The organism is Anabaena sphaerica FACHB-251 (assembly GCF_014696825.1).
Taxonomy (GTDB): domain Bacteria; phylum Cyanobacteriota; class Cyanobacteriia; order Cyanobacteriales; family Nostocaceae; genus RDYJ01.
Genome location: NZ_JACJQU010000039.1, coordinates 1 through 15,395, shown reverse-complemented (window position 1 = coordinate 15,395; position 15,395 = coordinate 1). Strand labels below are relative to the sequence as shown.

At 43.0% G+C, this 15,395-nt stretch carries 10 protein-coding genes; 4 read left to right on the top strand and 6 right to left on the bottom strand.

What is annotated here, in order from left to right:
* Nucleotides 1-552 precede the first annotated feature (552 nt).
* Together H6G06_RS26760 and H6G06_RS27950 are read right to left on the bottom strand one after the other, a co-directional pair.
* Complete coding sequence (locus tag H6G06_RS26760; protein WP_199306900.1) at nt 553-1,200, bottom strand: YqiA/YcfP family alpha/beta fold hydrolase; 648 nt, start codon at nt 1,198-1,200, stop codon at nt 553-555.
* 24 nt (nt 1,201-1,224) lie between these two features.
* The gene (locus H6G06_RS27950; protein ID WP_199306899.1) at nt 1,225-3,492 is read right to left on the bottom strand and encodes a FecR domain-containing protein; all 2,268 of its coding nucleotides are present in this window, start codon (nt 3,490-3,492) and stop codon (nt 1,225-1,227) included.
* A 285-nt stretch (nt 3,493-3,777) separates the two neighbouring features.
* Here H6G06_RS27950 and H6G06_RS26750 point away from each other — a divergent pair, with 285 nt between their 5' ends.
* The gene (locus H6G06_RS26750) at nt 3,778-5,040 is read left to right on the top strand and encodes a porin family protein (protein ID WP_190565090.1); all 1,263 of its coding nucleotides are present in this window, start codon (nt 3,778-3,780) and stop codon (nt 5,038-5,040) included.
* A 193-nt stretch (nt 5,041-5,233) separates the two neighbouring features.
* Here the strand turns inward: H6G06_RS26750 and H6G06_RS26745 are convergent, their stop codons facing one another.
* Entirely contained in the window at nt 5,234-6,052 is an 819-nt protein-coding gene (locus H6G06_RS26745) for a sulfurtransferase (RefSeq protein ID WP_190565089.1), read from the bottom strand.
* A 29-nt stretch (nt 6,053-6,081) separates the two neighbouring features.
* Here H6G06_RS26745 and H6G06_RS26740 point away from each other — a divergent pair, with 29 nt between their 5' ends.
* Complete coding sequence (locus H6G06_RS26740) at nt 6,082-6,963, top strand: tRNA (5-methylaminomethyl-2-thiouridine)(34)-methyltransferase MnmD (protein WP_190565088.1); 882 nt, start codon at nt 6,082-6,084, stop codon at nt 6,961-6,963.
* A gap of 80 nt (nt 6,964-7,043) precedes the next feature.
* A complete protein-coding gene (gene glmU, locus H6G06_RS26735) occupies nt 7,044-8,399 on the top strand; it encodes a bifunctional UDP-N-acetylglucosamine diphosphorylase/glucosamine-1-phosphate N-acetyltransferase GlmU (protein ID WP_190565087.1) in 1,356 nt (451 codons plus the stop codon).
* 84 nt (nt 8,400-8,483) lie between these two features.
* On the opposite strand, the gene H6G06_RS26730 is transcribed toward glmU, so the two are convergent.
* Complete coding sequence (locus tag H6G06_RS26730) at nt 8,484-12,320, bottom strand: hybrid sensor histidine kinase/response regulator (protein ID WP_190565086.1); 3,837 nt, start codon at nt 12,318-12,320, stop codon at nt 8,484-8,486.
* Nucleotides 12,317-12,586: a helix-turn-helix domain-containing protein gene (locus H6G06_RS26725; protein WP_190565085.1), complete on the bottom strand. Its 270-nt coding sequence runs from the start codon at nt 12,584-12,586 to the stop codon at nt 12,317-12,319. Before H6G06_RS26725 ends, H6G06_RS26730 begins: the two co-directional genes overlap by 4 nt.
* Nucleotides 12,587-13,141: 555 nt before the next feature.
* Between H6G06_RS26725 and H6G06_RS26720 the strand changes: the two genes are divergently transcribed.
* Nucleotides 13,142-14,110, top strand: coding sequence for an orange carotenoid protein N-terminal domain-containing protein (locus H6G06_RS26720; protein WP_190565084.1), 969 nt, complete (start codon nt 13,142-13,144; stop codon nt 14,108-14,110).
* Between the two features lie 124 nt (nt 14,111-14,234).
* Here the strand turns inward: H6G06_RS26720 and H6G06_RS26715 are convergent, their stop codons facing one another.
* Complete coding sequence (locus tag H6G06_RS26715; RefSeq protein ID WP_190565083.1) at nt 14,235-15,188, bottom strand: isoaspartyl peptidase/L-asparaginase; 954 nt, start codon at nt 15,186-15,188, stop codon at nt 14,235-14,237.
* Between the last annotated feature and the right edge of the window lie 207 nt (nt 15,189-15,395).

The following is a 15,395-nucleotide window of genomic DNA, read 5'->3' as shown; positions in this document are numbered from 1 at the left end:
TGTCGTTCAACTAATAGCATTCATTGTGACTCCAGATGCTTAACAATACGCTCGCTTTTTTTGTTTTTTCTTTTCAATCTATAGTTTCATTTCTCCGTTGTAACACAAATGAGTAGATTTGACTATATATGACTATATTTTTGTTATTTAAACTAAATACTTGTCGGTTAAGCTCAAAAAATGAAATTATGTAGGTTGGGTTGAGGAATGTTCACGCAGTGTGCCGAAGGCATAACCCAACATTTACAAGGGTTTGTTGGGTTTCACTTTGTTCAACCCAACCTACTAAAATCCTTAACCGAACAGTATTGATTAGTAATTATCTTACCCAATCCCCAGTAAAGGCGAGCATCCCAAATGTGTAAGTTTATTTTTGGCTTGAGGTCAAGACATGAAATGAACGTTCGCGCAGCGTGCCGGAGGCATTACCACGAAGGAGCGAAGGACACGTTCGCGTAGCGTGCCGAAGGCATAGGTAAGAAGAAAGAAGAGAGTTTTCAGATACTTATTCTACATTTTTGCAAAATTGGGATGCTCCCCAGTAAAGAGTCCCTAATCCCCATTCCCCAGTTGGCAAAATGAGCGAATGGCTTGCCAAATCTCGGCTGTAACATTTCCCAAAGCGTGATCACTGTCTAGTTCTATTAATTTTACCCAAGGACGGGAAGCAGCAAAGTCGCGACTAGCTTGAATAGGGATAACTTCATCTTGTTTACCGTGCAGAATCAGAGTAGAAATAGGTCGTTGTAACAAATTTTCTTGGTATTGGGCAGCATCGGTGACGAAATTATAACTTAAAGGCAATTCTCGTCCTTCTCCATAGTGATACACCAATAAATATTGTTCTTGCTGCCAACGTTGGATTTTTTCTGAGCCTAACTTGGGCAACCAATGGGATAAAAACCCAAAAGCTGGTGCTAGTAAAACCAAGCGTTGCACTTGTGGGTTGCGTTGTGCCAAATGAGCAGATGTCAAACCACCTAAACTAGAACCAATCAGAGTTACAGGTACAGAATGATCAGGAAATTCAGCCGTGACTTGATTGATCTGACGGCTAATTGTCAGATGAGAAAAATCACCAGCATTTAAATCGGGAATTGTCAGTTTGATCGGAATCTGGGCAAAGCGATCAATCAAATCCTTTGCTTTTGTCGATTTAGGACTAGAAGCAAAGCCGTGAAGATAGATGAATGAATTCAAAATGAACCCCTGTAATTACCTTAGTTAAGGGTTGCCCTGACCTTGACCTTGGTTACCCTGACCTTGACCTTGACCTTGGTTGCCCTGACCTTGACCTTGACCTTGGTTGCCCTGACCTTGACCTTGACCTTGGTTACCCTGACCTTGACCTTGGTTACCCTGACCTTGACCTTGGTTACCCTGACCTTGACCTTGGTTACCCTGACCTTGACCTTGGTTACCCTGACCTTGACCTTGACCTTGGTTGCCCTGACCTTGACCTTGACCTTGGTTACCCTGACCTTGACCTTGGTTACCCTGACCTTGACCTTGACCTTGGTTGCCCTGACCTTGACCTTGACCTTGGTTGCCCTGACCTTGACCTTGACCTTGGTTACCCTGACCTTGACCTTGGTTACCCTGACCTTGACCTTGGTTACCCTGACCTTGACCTTGGTTACCCTGACCTTGACCTTGGTTACCCTGACCTTGACCTTGACCTTGGTTGCCCTGACCTTGACCTTGACCTTGGTTACCCTGACCTTGACCTTGGTTACCCTGACCTTGACCTTGACCTTGGTTGCCCTGACCTTGACCTTGACCTTGGTTGCCCTGACCTTGACCTTGACCTTGGTTGCCCTGACCTTGACCTTGGTTGCCCTGACCTTGACCTTGACCTTGGTTGCCCTGACCTTGACCTTGACCTTGGTTGCCACCGCCTTGGTTGCCACCACCTTGGTTGCCACCACCTTGGTTGCCACCACCTTGGTTGCCACCGCCTTGGTTGCCACCGCCTTGATTGCCACCACCTTGGTTGCCACCACCTTGGTTGCCACCACCTTGGTTGCCACCGCCTTGGTTGCCACCGCCTTGATTGCCACCACCTTGGTTGCCACCGCCTTGGTTGCCACCACCTTGATTGCCACCACCTTGATTGCCACCACCTTGGTTGCCACCACCTTGATTGCCACCACCTTGATTGCCACCACCTTGGTTGCCACCACCTTGATTGCCACCACCTTGGTTGCCACCGCCTTGGTTGCCACCGCCTTGGTTGCCACCACCTTGGTTGCCACCGCCTTGATTGCCACCACCTTGATTGCCACCACCTTGGTTGCCACCACCTTGATTGCCACCGCCTTGGTTGCCACCACCTTGGTTGCCACCACCTTGGTTGCCCTGTATATTTTCGCGGATGATTTCTCCTGTTCTTACGAAAGAATCCATAGGTCCACGAGGATTACCACCAGCAGAGCCTCTTCCTAAATTGTCTCTTACAGGACGATTGATAGATTTTTGTTCTCGTCCAAAATCTCTATTGTTGGAGCTATTGTTGGAGTTATTGTTGGAGTTATTGTTGGAGTTATTGTTGGAGCTATTGTTGGAGCTATTGTTGGAGTTATTGTTGGAGTTATTGTTGGAGCTATTGTTGGAGTTATTATTTGAGTTATTGTTTGAGCTATTGTTGGAGTTATTATTTGAGTTATTGTTTGAGCTATTGTTGGAGTTATTATTTGAGTTATTGTTTGAGCTATTAGAAGAACCACGGGCATTAGCATTTTTATTTATAAAAGATGGGTTGTCAATTGTACCCTGACCCATGATTGGTTTTTGTTTTGCTACAGCTGCGGCAGTTTCAGCTTGAACACTTGCTAATGCAGGATCTGATTTAGGTGTGGAATTTTGCCTAGTCAAATCCAAGCCCTGTACTAAGTTGCTCTGGTCATAAAAGTTTCTCAGGTCAAAATCATATAACCCTTGAAATTCACCTTTAACTACAACCATTAATTGCCCTGCTTGCAGAACTAACCTTTGGGAAGCTTCCTGGTTAGCAACTTCAATACCGCTATTTGTCAGCGCACCGATAATTGTAGTATCTGTTTCCTTGTTATAACGAACAAACAATGCTGAACCGCGAATTGCTGCGGCTGCATTTGGTGTTTTAATACGTGTTTGTCCCCTTCCAGGTGGAATTAGTAACAGGACAGTTCCGTTAGATAATGTAAAGTTCCGTGTTTGCGGCAAAAATTGAAATACTGCTTGCTCCCCAACCCGTGCGACAGAACCATCATTAAAGCGCAAGTCTGCAAGGGAAGAGCGTCCAGTAGATACACCATCCCCAGGATTTAAAGTATCCAATCGACGTGCCGGACGTGTCTGAGAATTATTCTTAGGTATCAACTGTACCATATTACGGAGTTCTTGAATCTCCGCTTGCGTTAGAGGAGTTATGGCATTTGCTCGCTTTGCCACAGGAAAAACAGTAAATATACATAAGCTCAACAGCAAGCCTTGTAAAAATTTATTTAACATAATCTGTGTCCCTCTGTTCAGATGGTAATTAATATCTTGTAATATTTTGGTTAATTTTGATATGTCATGTGGTGTGTTTAACTATTTTATTATATTCATGGTAAGGTTATTTACAAAAAAATAAATAGTTAAATTTACTTATTTTTCTATTAAATCTATATTAAGTAAGAGAAATAAATGTACCATAGGTTATGTATAAAATTGAATTAAATTGAATTGAATAGGGGATTCGGTTCAACCAATAGCTGATGAATGCTAAATTAAATGCGATTAAAACCACCAAATATGCAACCCAAGATAGGAAAAAATTTGTTGTTGGCAATTTTGTTCGCTTCTAGCGGTGGACAATTGAGTAGTATTGGTATCAACAGAGCCTTGTCCTCTCCATCCGAGACAAAATCCCATCAAGATAGGTCAGCATCAAATCTCATATATTTAACCTTAGCCGAAGCAACTTCACCGACTAGTCAGTTAACAATTATACAATTAGAAACACCCAAAAATCTAGAATCACTAACGGCTCAGATCAATCAAGGACCAACAAAAGAACCCGATAATACTCAACAGCAAGCTAACTTAGTACAGCCCACAAGTAGGACGGATGATATTACCCCATCATCTTTGCAATCAGCGGATTATCTGTTAAATCAACCAATTATAGGTGATTCGGAAACGGCACAGAGGCTTGTGCAGCAATCACCAGAGCAAGAAGAGTCTGCTTCTGAATTAAATGAAGAGCAGGAGTTGAGGTTGCGGGTGCGGCCAAGACCTTTAGAAGAAATACCACCTCCACCACAAGAAAAACCCGTAGATCAGTTTCAAGCTATAGGCTATTTAAGGGGTTATGTGGGCTATTTTCATTCAAGTAATATTTTTTCTACAAATGAAGATAAAATCGAAGATAGTTTACTTTATTCTGGACTGACACTAGCTTCGGCATATTTTCCTTTGAGTCCTACAACCTATTTAAACGGAGCAATTGATGGTGGTCTGGTTCGTTATCTTGATCAATCACAGTTTGATTATAATCAGGTGAGATTTAATCTGGGTATTTATCAAGAAATATCACGGGAAATGTATGCAGAACTGAATATAAGTAATCAACATTTGTTCTATGCTAATAATAGCGATTTATTAGCAGCAGGCGATCGCTTTCTCAATGAAAATTCTGTGCAGCTATCTTTGGGAAGACGGGACACACTTACAGATAAGTTGACGTTAGATAGCCTCTATGAATTAAGCGTAAACTTTTCTGACCCACAAAGGCAGAGTCGGATAGTAAATTATTTTTGGTTGTCTTTAAGGTACTACTTACAAGACCCTCTGCAAATTGGTCTGAACTACCAGTTAAACTTGTCAGACTATACCCAACGTGACAGAGAAGACCAATTTCATCGATTATTTGGACATTTAAATTATCGCGCTTCTAACACGAGTAATATCTACCTTCAGGGCGGTGTTAACTTTGGCGATTCTACCACCCCTAATATTGATTTTTCCAGTTGGTTCTTTAGTGTCAACTATGGTTTTGAAATAGGTAGGTTTTAATAGGAGGCAGGGAACTCTTAACAGAGAACAGAGAAAAAATAAAAAACAACTAATGTAAGTATTCAGCTATAGCACTCGTTCATACATAGATCCCCGACTTCTGACATCAATTTATAATTTGTGGACACAATAAACAAAAGAAGTCGGGGATCTTATTGCCCTACCTGAATTCTTACCAACTAATGACTAATGACTAATGACTAATCCAATCACTCCAACTACCAGCGTAAAGTTTACCTGTATAAATACCTGCTATTTCTAAAGAAAGTAAATTTACACAAGCGGTTACACCAGAGCCACAATAAACTAAAATTTCTTTAGTAGGTTCTAGCTGTTTCCACCTTTGACGCTGTTCTGACTGGGGAAGCAGGAAACCGGAAGCGTCAGTGACTTCTTGCCAAGGATAGTTTACAGCGCCGGGAATATGACCAGCAATTTTATCAATTGGTTCTCTTTCTCCGCGATAGCGATCGCCCTCTCTCGAATCTACTAAAGTTACATCAGGACTATCTTTGAAATTTTTAACATAAGTATAATCTACAACTTGTTCATCTTTCAACTGAGGGGTAAAAGTTCCCATTTTAGGTACTGGAATCTCATTTGTCACAGGATAACCTGCTTTTTGCCAACCAGTCAAACCACCATCTAAAACAGCTACATTGTCATGTCCTAAATAACGCAATAACCACCACAACCGAGATGCAAACGCAAAACGCGAATCATCATAAGCAACTACCAAAGTTTTTTGGAATTCAATCCCGATTTGTGCTAATTTATCAGCTAACTCATGGGGATGTGGTAAAGGATGTCTTCCCCCATGCTCACTTACAGGACTAGATAAATCTTGATTTAAATCTAAATAGTAAGCTCCTGGTATATGACTTTCTTGATATTGCTTTTTTCCTAATTGTGGATCAGCCAAAGAAAAACGACAATCGACAATTACAACTTGGAAATCGTTAAGATGTGCAAATAGCCATTCGGGAGAAACAACAAATTGATTATTATTCATTAGTCATTAGTGTATTTTTATAAGAAAAAATGTCAGATGCAGATAATTTTACACCCCGACAAACACAAGATGGTTCATTTACCTTCTTTTCTCAAGAATTTGGTGAAGCTTTTCATAGTCATTATGGAGCTAAACAAGAAAGTTATCTAAAATTTGCAGTTCCCACTCAAATACAGACATTAGCTAAGAATGGGATAGTGAGAATTTTAGATGTTTGTTATGGTCTAGGATACAATACAGCAGCCGCTTTGGAAGTAATTTGGCAAGAAAATCCTACTTGTGTTGTGGAAGTCATTGGTTTAGAACTAAATCCAGAAGTTCCCAAAGCAGCGATTAACCAGCACATATTTGATGATTGGGACTACGAGTATATAAAAATTTTGACCGAACTAGCATTAAAGCATCAAACTTACTCAAATCGCTTGCAAGCCAAGTTACTCATAGGTGATGCTAGAAAATCAATTCAGGAAGTACGTCAATCTGCTTTTCAAGCAAATGCTATTTTTCTTGACCCTTTTTCACCTCCGCAATGTCCACAATTATGGACTATAGAATTTATAGGACAAGTAGCCTTGTGCTTACATCAAGACGGTTTACTCGCTACTTATTCCTGTGCATCTGCTGTACGCACGGCGCTTTTAGCTGCTGGTTTGGTAATAGGTTCAACCACACCAGTGGGAAGACGCACTCCTGGTACAATAGCCGCATATCCGCAAGATGGGGAAAACGACATCACGGACATTTATCCTCTTTCGGAAGCAGAAACAGAACATTTACAGACTCGTGCGGCCGTTCCTTACCGTGATCCCGAATTAAGGGATGCTGCTGAAGTTATAATTAAGCGACGACAAAAAGAACAACAAGTCTCTGTTCTTGAACCTAGTTCTCGATGGCGAAAAAGGTGGAATTAAGGGAATTAACTGATATGATTTGAGGCTGAATCTGAAAAATACTAAAAACATTGATAATTGAAATTTACCGATAGTTAATTATGGTTGTTGTAGCAATTCTCGCCGCTGGAAAAGGCACAAGAATGAAATCTAATCTACCTAAAGTTTTACATTCTTTGGGTAGAAAATCCCTAGTAGAGAGAGTTATTGACAGCGTAGAACCACTTTCTCCTTCACGCAAGCTAGTGATTGTTGGGTATCAGTCCCAGGAAGTGAAAACTGCTTTGGATTCAATTCATGATGTGGAGTTTGTGGAACAGACTGTACAATTAGGCACAGGTCATGCTATTCAACAATTACTGCCCCATTTAGAAGGTTACACAGGGGATTTGCTGATTTTAAATGGTGATGTACCTTTGTTGCGAACACAAACTCTGGAAAATCTTTTACAAACACACCAAGAAAATCACAATTGCTGTACTATTCTCACAGCATATTTATCAAATCCCAAAGGTTACGGACGGGTTTTCTGTGATAGTGACGGGATTGTGCAGCAAATGGTTGAGGATAAAGATTGCATCCCTAGCCAAAGAGAAAATAACCGTGTTAATGCTGGTATTTACTGCTTCCGTTGGCCTGATTTAGCAAAAGTATTACCTCATTTGCAAAATAATAATGCCCAAAAAGAATATTACCTCACTGATGCTGTAACTCAGGTTGGTAAGGTGATGGCTGTGGATGTGGAAGATTACCAAGAAATTTTGGGAATTAATGATAGATTGCAATTAGCCGCATCTGAAGATATTTTGCAAAGACGCATTAAGGAAAAATGGCTTTTGGCAGGTGTGACGCTGATTGACCCTGCAAGTATTACTATTGATGAAACGGTAGAATTACAGCCAGATGTAATTATTGAACCTCAAACCCATTTGCGAGGTAAAACGTTTGTGAAATCTGGTAGTCGAATTGGACCTGGGAGTTTAATTGAAAATAGCCAGTTGGGTGAAAATGTCACTGTTCAATATTCTGTAATTACAGATAGTTTTGTGGAAGCAGAAACGCGAATTGGACCCTATGCTCATTTGCGTGGTCATGCAGAAGTGGGTGCAAATTGTCGTATTGGTAATTTTGTCGAGTTGAAAAATACGCAATTGGGCGATCGCACCAATGTAGCACATCTCTCATATTTGGGTGATACTACAGCCGGAACTCAAGTCAATATCGGTGCGGGAACAATTACCGCAAACTACGACGGTGTGAAGAAACATAGAACTAGGATAGGTGATCGCACTAAAACCGGTTCTAATAGTGTTTTAGTTGCACCTATTACCTTGGGTAATGATGTTTATATTGCCGCAGGTTCAACGGTGACAGAAGATGTGGAAAATGATGCTTTAGTAATTGCCCGCAGTCGTCAGGTAGTTAAACCAGGTTGGAAGAGAAAAACCGAAAGTTAATATTTTGTAGGGTGCGTTCCTAACGCACCGCAAATGTAACGCTTCACTCCTCAAGTCCTGCTAATATGTCTATAAATTTACGTATCAGAAAATGAGTTCAGAGATGGCTTTGACTAAAGCTTCTGGTTCTACAGGTTTGGAAATATGCTTTTGGAAACCGACTTTGAGAGCCTGCTTTTGGTCGTATTCTCCCGCATAAGCAGTGAGAGCGATCGCGGGAATTAGTCCCCCCTGTTCTGGTGGTAAAGATCGCACCTTCTGCATCAACATATAACCATCCATATCTGGCATTCCAATATCGCTCAGTAATATGTTAGGCTTAAATTGGATTAAAGCAATTAAAGCTTCATTTGCAGTAGTTGCCGTGATCACCGTTGCCCTTTCTTGCTCCAATAAAAAAGCAACAAATTCACGGGTATCTGTATCATCGTCAACGACTAAAACTTTGATACCGTTCAAACTGAGAACTTGCTGCGGTTGATCAGCATTTTGATTAATGGGAGAATAACCTGGCATTAACGGTAGCTGAAGTGTAAAAGTCGCTCCTTGTCCAACTCCTGGGCTATCTGCCTGGATAGTTCCTCCATGCAGTTCAGTCAAATTACGAACGATGGCTAAACCCAATCCCAGACCACCAAATTTGCGAGTTGTTGTACCATCCTCTTGTCGAAAATAGTCAAACACACAGGGTAAAAAATCTGGACTGATACCCTTGCCAGTATCCTGCACCTGAATTTGCACATAAGTGCCAATTTGGTCTAAACGAATTTCAACTTGTCCGCCATCGGGTGTGAATTTAACGGCATTAGAAACCAAATTCCATATAATTTGCTGTAGCCGTGCCGCATCTCCAAACACCTGCCCGTTATCAAGGGTAACAACAGTTTGCATTTGAATTTGTTTTGCCTCTGTGGCCAGACGCACCGTTTCCAGAGCAGATTCAACAACAGCAACCATGTTGACAGGGCAAGTATTTAAAGCAATCTTGCCGCGTAAAATCCGGGAGACATCCAGCAGATCCTCGATTAGTTGGGTTTGCAGCTTGGCATTGCGTTCGATTGTTTGTAGAGCGATCAGACTGGTCTTTTCATCTAACCTGCCTTCCTGAAGTAGTTTTGACCAGCCGAGAATCGGATTGAGGGGCGATCGCAATTCATGGGACAATACTGCTAAAAATTCATCTTTAATGCGGTTGGCGGTTTCGGCTTCCTTCCGTGCTGCTTTTTCCAGTTGTAGCAGTCGTTCTCGCTCTGCTTCCGAGAGTTTGCGTTCAGTGATGTCAGTATGTGTGCCTAACATCCGCAAAGGTTGACCCTGACTATCCCAGGCAACAATCTTGCCAATCGAAAGAATCCATTTCCAATCTCCTGATTTTGTGCGCTGCCTGAACTCGACCCGATAAGTATCTAGTTTTCCGGCAATGTAATCTTCATAAGTCTGATAGACTAAGGCTAGATCATCAGGGTGGAGACGCTCGCGCCACTTGGCATTAGTTTCCTCAAACTCGTCAGCCTCATAGCCGAGCATCCGGGCATATTCTGGACTGACTACCGTAGCTCCTGTTTGCACATTAAGGTCGAAAAGTCCCTGATTTGCCGCTGTTAAAGCTAAACGCAGACGTTCTTCACTCTCGCGCAAATCAGTCTCTGTTTGTTTCCGCTGAGTAATATCAGTAAACGAGATAGCGACACCATCATCTAGCTTGACTGCCATATTGCGGAACCATCCGGTAATACCGTCGGCATCGTAGGACAATTCAAGATCATGAGGTTCTCCAGTTTCTACAACGCGCACATAGTGTTTAAATAATTCGCTGTTGAATTGATTACCAGGAAGCACTTGGAGTAGGCGTTGCCCCACAAGTTCCTCAACGGGCTTCTGAAGAATTTCTGCGGCTTTAGGATTGACGTAAGTCCAGACAAAATCAGCGATCGCTCCGGTTTGATCACGCACACTATCTAAAATGGTAAAAGCGAAGAGTGAGAGATCTTGACTAATGCGGAAGCGTTCTTCGCTGCGGCGTAAGGCTTCGCTTGCTAATTTGTCCTCACTGATGTCTTGAGCAATGCCTATCACCTGTTGAATCTCTCCTGCTTCATCGCTCACGGCAAACCCGCGATCGCGAATCCACCGAATACTTCCATCAGGGCGAATAATCCGATATTCTTGCTCAACCATGCTGCTGTTCTCGCAAGTCCTGGCCATCGCTAGTACCCGTTCTCGATCATCTGGATGGATAGTTTCAGCCCAGACTGGGTAGTTTTGGTAGATTTCTGCTGGCGATCGCCCCCAGATTTGCTCATAGGCAGGACTCACATAGAGAATTTTTGGGATGCGTAGGTCTGTCATCCAAAACACATCTTGAATGGTTTCCGCTATCAACCGAAACCGAGATTCACTTTGACGTAATGCGGCTTCAGCTTGTTTGCGAGCAGTCAGGTCGATAGCAAAAAATACCCCGTTTTCTGGATCGTCCAGAAATGCGGCTCCTCCCACTAGAACCGGGATTCGATGCCCGTGTTTGTGAATATATTCTTTTTCATGCGGGGTGCTGAAGCCTTTGGTGGTAATCTCTGCCAGGGCGTGATCGTCCAGCGGCAACCATTCGGGAGTGGTCATTTTTAGCCAGTTTACCTGTCCCCTGTCCAATTCCTGTTCAGTGTAACCGACCAGATCCAGCAAGGCATTATTTGCTTGCTGGATGCCGCCCAAGTGCGACCAGATACCCATTGGTACCATATTACATTCAAAAATACGGCGGAACCGAGCTTCACTCTGGCGTAACGCCAACTCTGTTTGCTTGAGCCTGGTGATATCAACGGCAGCAATGGTGATGCCGATAATATCCCCATGAGTATTTTGCAATGGTTCAACCGTCAAGTCGTAGTAAAAATCTTGTCCCTCCACTGTGAGCTTAACTTCTTCTTGCCCTCCAACTCCGGTTTCCAAAACACGACGCTTTATCTGAGTAAGTACCGCAGCATTTTCACTACCGAGCAAATCAGCATCTTGTTTACCAATTACTTGGCTCTCTTGGTATTCAAACACGGGATTATATATCCAGGTGTAGCGTAGTTCATGATCCTGCTTAAAGACAGTTATCGGTGAATTTTTGAGGGCAACTCGCAACAGTTCCTCACTCCGGCGCAACGACTCCTCTGCCTGTTTGCGGTTTGTAAGATCCAGCACGAAACCAATAGCTGTAGCTTCTCCCGTCATCACAGCGCCATGCAGGACGGAAACACGAGAACCATCTTTACGGATGTACTCTTTCTCAAAAGGCGTACAAACTCCGGTCGTGATCAGTTCTTGTAACGCTTGCTCACTCACTTCCAAGGATTCCGGTGGAGTCATTTCGCGCCAACGCATTCGACCTGAACGCAATTCCTCCTGAGTGTAGCCAAGCATTTGCAGAAAAACATCATTGGCTTCCAGGATAGACCCGTTCAAGTCCGCCACAATCATGCCCAGGATGTGAGATTCTGCCAAACAACTAAACCTTGCTTCGCTTTCCTGCAAGGACTTTAAATTTGCTTCGGCTCTCCGCTGCGCGATTCGTTGTGCTTCATTCAGTGAATTGATGATGACCGCTGCCATTACAAAAACGCCCAGTCGCAATAATGTTGCCCAATTGGGAACATGGAGCGATGGGGACGGTTCAAGCCAGAAGTAGTTAATTGCCAGTGTAGACAAAGCAGTTGCCAGCAGCCCTGGCCTTAAGCCTCCATACCAGGCACTCACCATGACTGCGGCGAAAAAGAGTGGAGTCGGTGTTGATTCGAGATACTGATTGAACAGGAGGTTGAACCCTACTGCTAAAGCAACGGATAGCAACGCAACGCCATAGTGTAAAATTTGTGTCGCCAAAGCTTTCCACTTGCCTTGACTACCTTTGGAAAATGCTGAATGTGTCTCAGTCATCGAACAGTTGACTCCGTTTCTGGAAAGTACTGCTCTAACAGCATCTGGCTACACTCCTGAAGGGTGATCTCAGGAGAATCCTTCAACTCCTTGAGCATATTTCTAATTTGGTTGAGCGCCAATGCCGAAGGCTTGATGTGACCATTTTCCCAGCGATTCACGGTGGAATAAGCGACTCCCAATGTTGCGGCAAGCTGCTCCTGACTCAGTGCCGTTAACTGCCGGAGTTGACGGATGAGATGGCTAACTTCTGGTTGCTTAAGCATGAGCGCCTGTGTGAGTACGAGAGTTCGAGTAGGAACTGAAGAAATTCAGACCGACTATAGCATATGCTATATCTGATTATCTGCCAGTAGGAGTATCTATCAATCTATCTTGAGTCATAACTTTAAGCGTCAGAAATCTCAGGCTACGCCGGGGGATCTAGAAACCCCTGGCTACTTCGTTGAGCCAAGGGTTCCTCCTGCCTCTTGAAAATACAAAAATTTTTACACTCATATTTAAGTATTTATGTCAATTCGTAATATCAATAGCTTTACAAAAGTTATTAAGCTTGTTACAGTTCTTTACAGAAAAGATAAACAGCTAATTAAAAAACTGCATAACTTAAATGCAGTTTCGTTATTAACGAGCAAAGGTAAAGCTTTACCTTTGGGTTCAACTTCATATTTATGTGCATAACAGTCCTAGTCTAGCTGCGGCTTCTATGTAGATAAACTTAGTTTCTGCTAGCAGTTTTGACAATAAAAGTATCAGCTTAAAAATTCTGCGTGGGAATTTTGAAAGCCGCTAATTAACAAACAATATTGGAGATTTTGATCATGTCTTTGACCATCCAATCCGCTCAAAGTATTTTTTCTAACACTCAAGTTCCTAGCCTGATTCCAGCGACTATCGCCTTATTCGATCAACTCAACGTGGATGATCAACTGGCATATCTTTGGTATGCTTACACTGAGATGGGTAAGACAATTACCCCCGCAGCACCTGGAGCCGCACGTCTGCAACTAGCAGAAAGTCTGCTCACCCAAATTAAGCAAATGTCTCCTGAAGAACAAACAAAAGTTATGCGCGATCTTGCTAGTCGTGCAGACACTCCCATCAGTCGTTCTTACGGTTTCTTCAGTGTCAATACCAAGCTGGCTTTCTGGTATGAGTTAGGAGAGTTGATGAAACAGGGTGTTGTCGCTCCCATTCCAGTTGGTTATCAAATGTCTCCTGGTGTGAAATTAGTCCTAGAAGAAACCCAGAAACTTGATCAGGGTCAGCAAATTACTGTACTGCGTAACACCGTAGTCAACATGGGATTTGATACTTCTGAACTTGCTCCCAGCAGTTACCCAAAAGCTGGTGCAGAACCTGCTTTCCAACGGACAACTCCTGCAATTTCTTCAGTCAAGATTGACGGTATTACAGAACCAGCAGTATTGGGCTACATTGAAGCAATGAATGCAGACGATTTTGATGCTGCTATTGCTTTATTTACTCCTGATGGTGCGCTGCAACCACCATTCCAAAAACCGATTGTGGGAACTCAGGCGATCTCCAAATATATGCGTGAAGAAGCCCAAGGACTGAATATGATGCCCCAAAAAGGCATTTGTGAGGTTCAAGGAGATGGCTCTAAACAGCTAAAAATCACAGGTGTAGTCCAAACTCCTTGGTTTGGTGTCAACGTAGGGATGAATATTGCGTGGCGCTTCCTCATCAATCCCCAAGGAAAAATCTTCTTTGTAGCGATCGATATGCTGGCATCTCCCCAAGAGTTATTACAACTGACTCGCGTTTAATAAAATAGCAGGGAACAGGGAACAGGGAACAGGGAACAGAGTTGAAAGTTTCTTGGAATATTATACCTTTACCTGCAATATCCTGTGAAGAGGTTGTTCTAAGTAACAACCTCTCTCCTACAACTTAACAATAGCCAATCAATTCTCCATCATTCCATTCCAAAGTATCGCCGATGGTGTCGCCATTGTGATAAGCAGCGAGTAATACTTCACTGGTTTTACCATAAGATATGACTCCAGTGGCATCAAGAGCGATCGCACCCAAATCCCGTTCATTCTTACTAGCTTCAGTAAATGAACGCTGCATCGCCTCTTTCAAAGACATTCCATCACTAACCCGGATGACAATCTTGGCTGCTAAACACTCATCAATGATATCTTCCCCAATTCCAGTGCAGCTAACCCCAGCATAAGTAGTAGCATAATTACCCGCAGGCATAGCAGAATCACTGACGCGCCCAATGCGTTCAAAGCCTTTACCACCAGTAGAAGTACCAGCAGCTAACTTACCATAGCCATCCAAAGCCACTACGCCAATTGTACCCCTGCCCGCATTAGAGCTTTCTGCAATTTCCGGTTCTGCGACTACCCCAGCCATAGTCCTTTTAAAGTTATCTTCCCGTTCTTGCATCCACTCTTTGAGACGCAAATCAGTTAAAGCATTGTAACTGGGAACTTGCAACTCTCGCGCCAACTCCGCTGAACCGTAATCAGACAATACCCGATCTGGGGACTTTTGCAGAAATAGCGCCATTTCAATCGGGTTTTTCACCCGTGAGACATTAATCACACCACTAAAACGCCCTGATGTACCATCCATCAGAGAAGCACTCATGCGGATTTGACCATCAGATTGTAATACAGAACCTGTACCAGCGTTAAAACGGGGATTATCTTCCAACATTTGGCATCCCCGGAGTACAGCCTCAGAAGCAGTTGCACCTGTTAGCAACAGTGAGTAGACTTCCTGTATTACAGCATGGAGCGATCGCCTTACAGCCTCTATTCCTCCCTTTCCGTGAAGAGAACTACCAGCCCCACCATGAATAATTAATTTAGGTTGTACTTGTAATATCATTTATTTGCGTTTGTGTAGCGTTAACAGTTAACAGTTATCAGCTATTGAGTTATCAATTGTCAATTGTCAATTATCCGATACAAAAAAGCTAACTAATGCTAACAAGAGCCAGCTTTTTCTTCCTGCTTCACCCTAGAAGTGTCGGCACTATCTAGTCCACAGGCTAACACGGTCAATCTGACCGCTTCTTGTTTTAAGTTCAAGGCA